General features: G+C 64.5%; 9 protein-coding genes and 1 pseudogene. All 10 read right to left on the bottom strand.

Features of this window, described 5'->3' with window-relative positions; translation table 11 throughout:
• Nucleotides 1-653 (bottom strand): ABC transporter ATP-binding protein (locus tag AC1DS6_RS41600; RefSeq protein WP_441637040.1); only part of this gene is annotated, 653 nt, incomplete at its 3' end.
• 10 nt (nt 654-663) lie between these two features.
• Entirely contained in the window at nt 664-2,451 is a 1,788-nt protein-coding gene (locus AC1DS6_RS41595) for a branched-chain amino acid ABC transporter ATP-binding protein/permease (protein ID WP_441637038.1), read from the bottom strand.
• 10 nt (nt 2,452-2,461) lie between these two features.
• Nucleotides 2,462-3,514 carry a branched-chain amino acid ABC transporter permease gene (locus AC1DS6_RS41590; protein WP_441637036.1) on the bottom strand — a complete coding sequence of 351 codons (1,053 nt, stop codon included), beginning with the start codon at nt 3,512-3,514 and terminating at the stop codon, nt 2,462-2,464.
• 423 nt (nt 3,515-3,937) lie between these two features.
• Nucleotides 3,938-5,089, bottom strand: coding sequence for an ABC transporter substrate-binding protein (locus AC1DS6_RS41585; RefSeq protein WP_441637034.1), 1,152 nt, complete (start codon nt 5,087-5,089; stop codon nt 3,938-3,940).
• Nucleotides 5,090-5,497: 408 nt separating this feature from the next.
• Nucleotides 5,498-6,256, bottom strand: a complete 759-nt coding sequence (locus tag AC1DS6_RS41580) for a sulfite exporter TauE/SafE family protein (protein ID WP_441637032.1) — start codon at nt 6,254-6,256, stop codon at nt 5,498-5,500.
• Between the two features lie 71 nt (nt 6,257-6,327).
• A complete protein-coding gene (locus AC1DS6_RS41575; protein WP_441637030.1) occupies nt 6,328-6,873 on the bottom strand; it encodes a hypothetical protein in 546 nt (181 codons plus the stop codon).
• Nucleotides 6,874-7,191: 318 nt separating this feature from the next.
• Nucleotides 7,192-8,223 (bottom strand): branched-chain amino acid ABC transporter permease, encoded by a 1,032-nt coding sequence (locus AC1DS6_RS41570; protein WP_441637028.1) that lies wholly within the window; start codon nt 8,221-8,223, stop codon nt 7,192-7,194.
• Complete coding sequence (locus AC1DS6_RS41565) at nt 8,223-9,107, bottom strand: branched-chain amino acid ABC transporter permease (RefSeq protein WP_276287246.1); 885 nt, start codon at nt 9,105-9,107, stop codon at nt 8,223-8,225. The genes AC1DS6_RS41570 and AC1DS6_RS41565 overlap by 1 nt, the downstream gene beginning before the upstream one ends.
• A 262-nt stretch (nt 9,108-9,369) precedes the next feature.
• Nucleotides 9,370-10,578, bottom strand: coding sequence for an ABC transporter substrate-binding protein (locus AC1DS6_RS41560; RefSeq protein WP_477104695.1), 1,209 nt, complete (start codon nt 10,576-10,578; stop codon nt 9,370-9,372).
• Between the two features lie 95 nt (nt 10,579-10,673).
• Nucleotides 10,674-10,857, bottom strand: a pseudogene (locus AC1DS6_RS41555) (ABC transporter ATP-binding protein); the annotation flags it as partial.

Genomic DNA, 10,857 nt, shown 5'->3' with positions numbered 1-10,857 from the left:
CCCGTCTCGATCACATACCCATAGTCCGCCACCTGCAGCGCCGCGCGTGCGTTCTGCTCGATCAGCAGTGTCGCCACACCGGTCTTGCGCAGGTCGTTGATGATGTGGAAGATTTCCTTCACGATCAGCGGCGCCAGCCCGAGGCTTGGCTCGTCCAACATCAGCAGTTGCGGCTTGGCCATCAGCGCGCGCCCCACCGCCAGCATCTGGCGCTCGCCGCCGGACAGCGTGCCGGCATCCTGCCTGGCCCGCTCCTTCAGGCGCGGGAACAAGCCGTAGACCACTTCCATCTGGTCGAGAAAGTTCTTCTCCCCGGCGCGCTTGCGGCGATACGCCCCCAGCACCAGGTTGTCCGCCACGCTCATCGAGCTGAACAGCTCGCGCTTCTCCGGCACCAGGCACATGCCTCGCGCCACGCGGCCCTCCACCGGTATGCCGGCGAGGTCGTGGCCGAGATAGGTCACCGCACCGGCCGAGGAGCCGCTCACCGGCAGCGCCCCCATGATCGCGTTGAGCATGGTGGACTTGCCCGCGCCGTTGGGGCCGATCACCGTGACGATCTTGCCCGCCTCCACTTTCAGGTTGGCGCCGTGCACCGCTTCGACCTTGCCGTAGCGCACGTGGAGGTCTTTCACTTCGAGGATCAGGCTCATTGTCTTTTCCTTACTCCACGCCGCCGAGATAGGCTTCGAGCACCGCCGGGTTCTTCTGCACGTCCTCGGGCACGCCTTCCGCGATGCGCGTGCCGAACTCCATCACCACCAGGCGGTCGGTCAGATTCATCACGAAATCCATGTCATGCTCGACCAGCAGCACGCTCATGCCCTCGCCCTTGAGCTTCTTCAGCAGTTCCGCGAGCGCCTGCTTTTCCTTGTAGCGCAGCCCCGCCGCGGGTTCGTCCAGCAGCAGCAGCGCGGGGTCGCAGCACAGCGCACGGGCGATTTCCAGGATGCGTTGCTGGCCCAGCGCGAGGCTGCCGGCCTCCATGTACATGCAGTCGGCCAGCCCCACGCGTTCGAGCTGGCGCGCGGCCTCGTGCAATAGCTTCGCCTCTTCGTTCTGGTTCATGCGCAGGATCGCCGCGGTCACGCCGCCCTGCGCCGCGAAGTCGCCGCGCAGGTGCGCGCCGATCGCCACGTTCTCCAGCACCGTCATGGTGGGCAGCAGATGCACGTGCTGGAAGGTGCGCCCGATGCCGCGCTTGACGATCTCGCGCGACGGCAGCCCGGAGATCTGCTCGCCACGATAGAGCACCTCGCCGCGCGTGGCGGGCAGCACGCCGGTGACGAGATTGAAGGTGGTGGACTTGCCTGCGCCGTTGGGACCGATCAGGCCGATGATCTCGCCGGCGCGCACCTGGAAGCTGACGTCATTGACCGCCACCAGCCCGCCGAACTCCTTGCGCGCGGCCTTCACATCAAGGATCAGCTCGCCGGCCTGCGGCTTCGCCCGCAACGGCAACCGCTCGGCCTGCGCCGGCGCCGCCACCGGCAGCCCGCTCGGGAACAGCTTCTTGATAAAGGGCCAGATGCCGTCGCGCGCGTACTGCAGCAGCAGCACCATCAGCACGCCGAACACGATGGTTTCGAAGTTGCCGTTGGCGCCGAGCAGCTTGGGCAGCACGCCTTGCAGCACGTCCTTCAGGATGGTGAGGATGCCCGCGCCGAGCACCGCGCCCCACACATGGCCGACGCCGCCCACCACCGCCATGAACAGGTACTCGATACCGTAGTTCAGGCCAAAGGGCGTCGGGTTCACCGCGCGCTGCAGATGCGCGTAGAGGAAGCCAGAGATGCAGGCGAGTATCGCCGCCACCACAAAGATCACCACCTTCATCCACGCGGTGTTGACCCCCATCGCCTCGGCCATGGTGCCGCCGCCCTTGAGCGCGCGAATGGCGCGGCCCGGGCGCGAGTTCAGCAGGTTCTGCATGGCGATCACCGCCAGCAGCACCACGGCCCAGATCAGGTAGAACATCGAGCGGCCGGAGGCCAGATCGATGCCGAGCACGTTCAGCACCGGAATGCCGTTGAGGCCGTCGTATTTGCCGAGGAACTCCAGGTTGCCGAACAGGAAGAACAGCGACAGCCCCCAGGCGATGGTGGCCAGCGGCAGGTAGTGGCCGGACATGCGCATGGTGATCAGGCCGATCACATAAGCCGAGGCCATCGTGATCACCAGCCCCACCAGCAGGCCGAACCACGGCGACAGCCCGAACTGCGTGGTGAGGTACGCCGTGCTGTAGGCGCCCAGGCCAACGAAGGCGGCCTGCCCGAAGGAGGTCATGCCGCCCACGCCGGTGAGCAGCACCAGGCCGATGGCGACGATGCTGTACAGGCCGATGTAGTTGCCCAGGGTGATCCAGAACTCGGGGGTGGGGAGCACCGGCAACAGCGCCAGCACCACCGTGAAGGCCAGCAGGAAAATTCGGTTCTTGAGGTTCTTGTTCATGGTGTGTCCCTTATTCCTCTTCTTCCACATGCTTGCTGGTGAGCGAGCGCCACAGCAGCACGGGCAGGATCAGGGTGAACACGATGACCTCCTTGAAGGCGCTGGCCCAGAAGGAGGAATAGGATTCGAGCAGCCCCACCAGGATGGCACCCGCGGCCGCCACCGGATAACTCACCAGGCCACCCACGATGGCACCGACGAATCCCTTGAGACCGATCAGGAAGCCCGATTCGTAATAGACGGTGGTCAGCGGCGCGATCAGGATGCCGCACAACGCGCCCATCGCCGCCGCGAGCGTGAACGACAGCCGCCCGGCCTGGGTCGTGCCGATGCCCACCAGGCGCGCGCCAAGGCGATTGACCGCGGTGGCGCGCAGCGCTTTACCGGCGATGGTGCGCTCAAAGTAGAAGTACAGCGCCGCGATCAGCAACGCCGACACGCCCACCACCCACAGGCTCTGGCCGGATATCGACAGGCTGCCCACTTCGAAGCGAGCCTCGGAGAACGGCGTGGTGCGCGAGCCCTCGGCGCCGAACATCACCAGGCCCAGCCCCACCAGCGCGAAGTGCACGCCGACCGAAACGATCAGCAGCACCAGCGTGCTGGCCTCGGCCAGCGGCTGGTAGGCCAGGCGGTACAGCATGGGCCCGAGCGGAATCACGATCAGCAGGGTCAGCGCGATCTGCGCCAGCATCGGCATCGACTGTCCGTTGAAATTCTGCGCCAGCAGATGCACGGCCAGCGGGAAGACCAGGTACTTGCCCGCCAGCACGGCCAGCCGCCTTGCTGCCGTACGGCGCAGCTCGGCGCTGCCCAGGATGGTGATCGTCTCGTAGAGAAAGGTCAGCACGCCCATGACCAGCAGCAGCCAGCTGCTTTGCGGCGCATGACCAGACTGGATCGCCGCCAGGGTCAGCGCGCCATAGGCGACGAACTCCCCTTGCGGAATGAAGATGACGCGGGTCACCGAGAACACCAGCACCAGGGCCAGCGCAAGCAGCGCGTAGATGGCGCCCGAGGTGATCCCGTCCTGCGCCAGGATGGCGGCGATCGAGAGGTCCATTGTCTCCCCGTATTGTTGAATAGTCCTGCCGGCGAGGGAGGCCGGCTGGCTTGTGAAAAAACGAATTACGAAATAGTAAAGAACTTACGCATAGCGTAAATCCTGACGAACCCTTAGGTTGCGCAGTGCCGCATCGGTCATCCGCAAGCACGCACGCCAAACCTCTGATATGCCTGAAGCAGCATATCCGCGGCGCAGCGTGGCCGCCATCCCGATTCGCCCGCTCCTGCCGGCCTCGCAGACCCGTCAATTTAATTAACACGTTAAAGATCGTGCATGACGCATGCGGTGTCAAGTACGGGATTGCCTGTAGTGACGGCGCTGCCCGCTCTGCTTCCGGCAAGCCGCTGCGCACCCAATAAAAAGGGCGCATGGTTTGTCCATGCGCCCTCCTCGCACCGCCGTGCACCTATGCCGGCGGTCTTACTTGGTCTGCAGCTTCCACTTGCCGTCGACGATCTCCACCATCACGCGCGAGCGCTGGTCCAGACCGAGGTGGTCCGTCGGCGTCATGTTCATGATGCCGTGGGAGATCGGCAGTTCCTTGGTCTGCTCCATCGCATCGCGCAGCGCCTTGCGGAATTCCTTGGTACCCGGCTGGCCCTTCTTCAGCGCCTCCGGAATGGCACGCTGCAGCAGCAGGCCGGCATCCCAGGCGTGGCCGCCGAAGGTCGAGACCTGCCCGCCATACGCCTTTTCGTACGCGGTCTTGTAGGTGATGGCGGGCTTCTTGACCGGGTTGCTGTCAGGCAGTTGCTCGGCCACCAGCAGCGGGCCGGCCGGCAGGAAGGTGCCTTCGCAATCCTTGCCGCACACGCGCAGGAAGTCGGCGTTGGCCACGCCGTGCGTCTGGTAGATCTTGCCCTTCCAGCCGCGCTCCTTGAGCGCCTTGGCCGGCAACGCGGCCGGCGTACCCGAACCAGCGATCAGCACCGCATCGGGATTGCTCCCCATCATCTTGAGCACCTGGCCGGTCACGGAGGTATCGGTGCGGGCGAAGCGTTCGTTGGCCACCACCTTGATCTTGCGCATCTCGCCAACCTTGGCAAATTCCTGCGCCCAGCTATCGCCGTAGGCATCCGCGAAGCCGATAAAGGCCACCGTCTTCACGTTGTGGTTGGTCATGTGCTCGGCAATGGCGGTTGCCATGTGCGAGTCGTTCTGCGGCGTCTTGAAGACCCAGTAGCGCTTGGCGTCCATCGGCTCGATGATGCGGGCCGAGGCGGCCAGCGTGATCATCGGCGTCTCGTTCTCGGCGACGACGTCGACCATGGCCAGCGAGTTGGGCGTAACGGTGGAGCCCACCACCACGTCGACCTTGTCCTCGCTGATCAGCTTGCGCGTGTTCTTGACCGCCGTGGTGGTGTCCGATGCATCGTCCAGCACGATGTACTCGACCTTCTTGCCGGCGATCTCCTTCGGCAGCAGCGAGATGGTGTTCTTCTCGGGGATGCCCAGTGAAGCCGCGGGTCCCGTGGCCGATAGCGTTACCCCGACCTTGACCTGTGCGCTGGCGGTGCCGGCGCACAGGCCGGCGGCAGCGAGAGCCAGCAGGCTGGCGCGCTTGAATGTCATCGTGTCTCCTTCCATTGCGGCAAACGGAAAAGGCATCCGTCCCGGCCTCCGGCCGGTCGGATGCCCCAGTCTGGTGTTCTTGTCTTTCTATTCTTCTTATAGTGCCGGTCCCTCGCGGGACCGTCTCCAGGCGCAACGCCGGCGCCTGCCTGCTACCCCAGGGCACTTGGCGAATGCAAATTCGCCGCACCCCGTCTCCCGCCCGACGCTTGATCCCCGGCGGCGCTCGGCACGAACTCGCCATGCCAAGCCATGGCGCGCCGGACCGGCCGCGCATTCGCCGACCGCCCGGTCGGGAATGCGTAGCGAGTCTAGCAACAGCCATATCGGCCGGGTAGCCGGATTAACCCGCATCGCAGCATGCAAGCGACCCGGCCTCTCGCGGACATCGCGCGACGCCGTGTTGGCTCAGCGGCCGAACGCATCCCACGCGGTCTTCACAATCAGCGCGGCCACCACCACGATAAACACCCGCCGCACGAAGGCGCTGCCATGCTTGAGTGCGAGGCGGCTGCCCACCTGGCTGCCCGCCACGTTCGCCACGGCCATGACCAGGCCGAGCTGCCACCAGACATGCCCCTTCGCCGCCAGCAGCAGCAGCGCTGCCAGGTTGGTGGCGAGGTTGACCACCTTGGTCGACGCCGATGCGTGCAGGAAATCGTAGCCGAACACCCGCACGAACACGATCATCAGGAAGCTGCCGGTCCCCGGCCCGAACACACCGTCGTAGAAGCCGATGGCCGCCCCCGCCAGCAATGCCGCCGCGCGCTCCTTGCCGCCCGACAGCGACGGCGCATGCTCGGTACCCAGGCTTTTCTTGGCCACCGTGTACACCAGCAGGATGACCAGGATAAAGGGCAGTGACTTGCGCAGCGGGTCCGCGGGAATCAGCGTGAGCGCGTAGGCCCCCGCCATCGAAAAGGCGAAAGCCGACAGCATCGTCGGCAGGGTCGCACCCCAATAGATACGAACGCTGCGTCCGTAGCGAAGCGCGGCATTCGTGGTCCCGGCCAGCGAGGCTACCTTGCTGGTGCCCAGCAGCGTGGCCGGCGACATGTTGGGATAAGCGGAGAACAGGGCCGGGATCTGCACCAGGCCGCCACCGCCAGCGACGGCATCGATCAGGCCGGCAAGAAATGCGGCAACAGCGAGAAACGCGAATTCCATGGAATGCGAGAAAAATAAAGAGGGGAAAACGAAGCAGCAGAGACGGTCGCGCCAGTCAGGCGCGACACCTGTCAGCCCAGGGTCTTGGGCGCCGGCGTGAGATTGCGATGCCACAGGCCCCCGGCATGCGCGACAAAGCCCGCTGAAGCGGCCTGTGACCCACCCAGCAGCGCCGGCGCCAGGAGCATGTGCCGCACGCCGTGCGCGCGGCACCAGTCGGCCAGCAGGTCGCAACAGGCCAGCAGCACAGCGGGATCCTCTTGCGCGGCTTCCGCGCCAACCCACCACTCCACGGCTAACGCCGCCAGGCCGGACAGTTGGAGATGTGGCACCAGCGCCACGGGGAGGCATCCCACCAGCCGCGGCGCCGCAGCGGCCCCGGCCACCGCCAACACGCAGGTCCCGCGCTCGGGCCTGGCCAGCAGGTTCTCCACCAGCGCATCCCGGGCGCGCGCCGCCGCTACGGGCAACGCTTGCCGTGACTGCAGCCAGGCGCACAGGGGCCCGGCATCGGCCGGGGTGGCGAGACGTACCAATGCCTGCGGACCGGCGGGAAGGGCCGGGGCACTAGCGGGATCGGGCTGGGAAGGAAACGGGGAAGGGAAATCTGAAGGCATGGCGGGCCCGATGGCAAGGCAGCATTGTCTCATGCGCTTCTGGCTGCCCTTATGCCGATTCCACATGGCGAGGGCATTACGCACCACAAACGGGCATTCACGGGTATCGAGCGGGCATTAAAAAAGGCGTTGCCAGGGATCACCCGGCAACGCCCTCATCTTATATTGGCACTCCAGCCTAGTGACTGCGCGCCTGTCGTCTCCTCGCTTCCGCCTCCATTTAACCTGCGAAAACCGTATATGGAATGTAACGAAGCGGTGCGTTTCCAGCAAGCTAGAAGAAACCCTAGCCCCAAAACCGGGCATGTATCCCGGCGGTCACTCCCGGGACTTCCCGAAGAAGCGCGCCATCACTTCACCCATGATGCCGCGGCGGAAAGTCAGCACGCAGATCACGAAGATCACGCCGGTGACCATTGTGACGGACTCGCCCAGCGTGCCGAACCACTCGATGCCCGTCGCCGACGCCAGGAAGTTGCCGATATCGCCGAGCTTGTTCTCAAGGGCCACCACCACGAAAGCGCCGACCAGCGGACCGGACAGTGTACCCAGCCCGCCCACCAGCGTCATCAGGATCACCGAGCCCGACATCGACCAGTGCACGTCGGTCAAGGTGGCAAAGCCCAGCACCAGCGCCTTGATCGAGCCGGCCAGCCCGGACAGCGCGGCGGACAGCACGAACGCCATCAGCTTGAAGCGGTCGGTATCGTAGCCCAGCGAGATGGTACGCGGCTCGTTCTCCTTGATCGCCTTGAGGATCTGCCCGAACGGGGAATGCACGACGCGCACGATCAGCGCGAAGGCCGCCACGATGATGGCCAGCGCCACATAGTAGAGCGTCAGGTCGTTGGCCAGCGGCAGCAGGCCAAACAGCTTGCCGCGCGGAATGCCCTGCAGCCCGTCCTCGCCGCCGGTGTACGGCACCTGCAGGCAAAAGAAGAACAGCATCTGCGCCAGCGCCAGCGTGATCATCGAAAAGTAAATGCCCTGGCGCCGGATCGCGATATATCCCACCACATACCCGATCAGGGCACCAGCCAGCGTGCCCAGCACCAGCCCGACCTCGGGCGTGACGCCCCACGCCTTCATGGCATGGCCGGCCGTGTAGGCCGCGCCGCCGAAGAAGGCGGCATGGCCGAACGACAACAGGCCCGTGTAGCCGATCAGCAGGTTGAAGGCGCAGGCGAACAGCGCGAAGCACAGCACCTTCAACACGAACACGGGATACGCCCCGGCCATCGGCGCCAGGATCAGCGCCAGCAGCAACAATCCGTACAACAGTTTCTTCTGCACGCCCCGCCCCTGTCTTGTCTGCCCTGCGGCCACCGCCGCGCCGGTTGGTTGGTTCATCACTTCTCCCTCCCGAACAGTCCGGCCGGGCGCAGCATCAGCACGATCACCATGATGAAGAACACGACCGTGGATGAGGCCTCGGGATAGAACACCTTGGTCAGGCCTTCGACCACGCCCAGGCCAAGGCCGGTCAGGATCGAACCCATGATCGAGCCCATGCCGCCGATCACCACCACGGCAAACACGATGATGATCAGGTTCTGCCCCATCAGCGGCGAAATCTGGATCACCGGGGCCGCCAGCACACCGGCGAACGCAGCCAGCGCCACGCCGAAGCCGTAGGTCAGCGTCACCATCAGTGGCACGTTGACGCCGAAGGCCTCGACCAGCTTGGGATTCTCGGTGCCCGCGCGCAGGTAGGCACCCAGCTTGGTCTTCTCGATCAGGTACCACGTGGAGAAGCACACCACCAGTGAAGCCGCCACCACCCAGGCCCGGTAATTCGGCAAGATCATGAAGCCCAGGTCGGTTGCGCCGCTGAGCGCCTCGGGCGCCGAGTACGGCAACCCGGACACACCGTAGATCGACCGGAAGATGCCTTCGATCACCAGCGTGATGCCCAGGGTCAGCAGCAAGCCGTAGATATGGTCGAGCTTGTAGATCCAGCGCAGCATCGTGCGCTCGATCACGATCCCGATCAGCGCCACCGCCAGCGGCGACAGCACGAGCATCACCCAGTAGTTGAGCTCGAAGTAATTCATGCCCATCCAGGCCAGCACCGCGCCGAGCATGAACAGCGCCCCGTGGGCGAAATTGATGACGTTGAGCAGCCCGAAAATGACCGCAAGGCCAAGGCTCAACATCGCGTAGAAAGCACCGTTGACCAGTCCCAGCAGTAACTGGGACAGCATGGCGGGCAGAGGAATACCGAAGATGTCCATCGCAGGCGTTACCGTTTGCGCACCAGCCGGGATCCGTCGTTCCCCGCCAGCAAGGCGCAGTCAAAATGAAGCGTGCCGGTCCTGCCCTGACACAATGCCTGAGGCAGTATCACCACGCCGGAATCATCTTGCTTGTGCCTCCAGGCGGGAACCCAGCGCCGTTGCTGGCCCGGTGCAAAGAAAGACACTGGACCCCCGCTTCGGTCCCCGTAGAAGGCACCGGGCGCGGGGGCGACATACGTCATGCATTCACATCACGTTATTACTTCTTCATCAGCGCGCACTTCGATTCCGCCACCGTGGTGAAGGCCTGGTCGCCAGGAATGGTGGCCACCACCTTCATGTAATCCCAGGGCTTCTTGGATTCCGCCGGCGCCTTCACCTGCATCAGGTACATATCGTGGATGCCGCGGCCGTCCTGGCGGATGTAGCCCTTGGTGTAGAAGTCGTTGATCTTGGTCTTCTTCAGTTCGGCCATGACCTTGTCCGGGTCATCGGTCTTGGCTGCCTCGACCGCCTTCAGGTAGGTATGCGCCGCGGAGTAGTCGGCCGCCTGCAGGCTGCTCGGCATCTTCTTCATCTTGGCGAAGAAGCGCGTGGCGAACTTGCGGGTATCGTCGTTCATGTCCCAGTACCAGCTGTCGGTCATCAGCAGGCCTTCGGTGTTCTTCAACCCCAGGCTGTGGATATCGTTGATGAACATCAGCAGGCCGGCGATCTTCATATTCTTGGTGATGCCGAATTCCTTGGCCGCCTTGATCGAATTGATGGTGTCGCCACCGGCATTGGCCAGGCCCAGGATCTGGGCCTTCGACGACTGCGCCTGCAGCAGGAAGGACGAGAAATCGGAGGCGTTCAGCGGATGGCGCACCGAACCCGCCACGGTGCCGCCATTGGCCTTCACCACGGCGGCGGTGTCGGTCTCGAGCGAGTGGCCGAACGCATAGTCGGCGGTCAGGAAGAACCACGACTTGCCGCCCTGCTTGACCACCGCGCTGCCCGTGCCCTTGGCCAGCGCCACCGTGTCATACGCATAGTGCACGGTGTATGGCGAGCATTCCTCGTTGGTCAGGCGCGCAGTGCCGGCGCCGATATTGATGTAGACCCTCTTCTTCTCCGACGCCACCTTGTTCATGGCCAGCGCGGTGCCGGAATTGGTGCCGCCGATCAGCACGTCGAGGCCCTGCTGGTCCATCCACTCGCGCGCCTTCGAGGCGGCGATATCGGCCTTGTTCTGGTGATCCGCCGAGACCAGTTCGATCGGCTTGCCCAGCACCTTGCCGCCGTTGTCTTCAATCGCCATCTTGATGGCCTCGAGGCCGCCCGGGCCGTCGATGTCGGCGTACAGGCCCGACAAGTCGGTGATATAGCCGATCTTGACGGTATCGCCCGAGACCTGTGCCGATGCCGTACCCGTTGCCACGCCCGCTACGATAGCCGCCAGAGCGACCGCCACCCGAGTCATCTTCATTACCTGTCTCCTTAGTTTCGGCGGCACGTTACGCCACCCGTTCCTGCCCTAAAACAATGCCTGCGATGCATGCCGGCGATGTGCGCCGGCGTGAATCAGACCCCAAGCAGTTCATTCAGCACCGGCATCTTGGCCTGCAGCTCCGCGGCCGCGAAGCGCTCGACGATGGTGCCGTGTTCCATCACATAAAAGCGATCGGCCAGCGGCGCGGCGAAGCGGAAGTTCTGCTCCACCATCACCACCGTGTAGCCCTTCTTCTTGAGCATCAGGATCATGCGC

This window comes from Cupriavidus sp. 05L310 (assembly GCF_056398185.1).
This window is presented reverse-complemented; position numbering and strand designations above follow the sequence as displayed.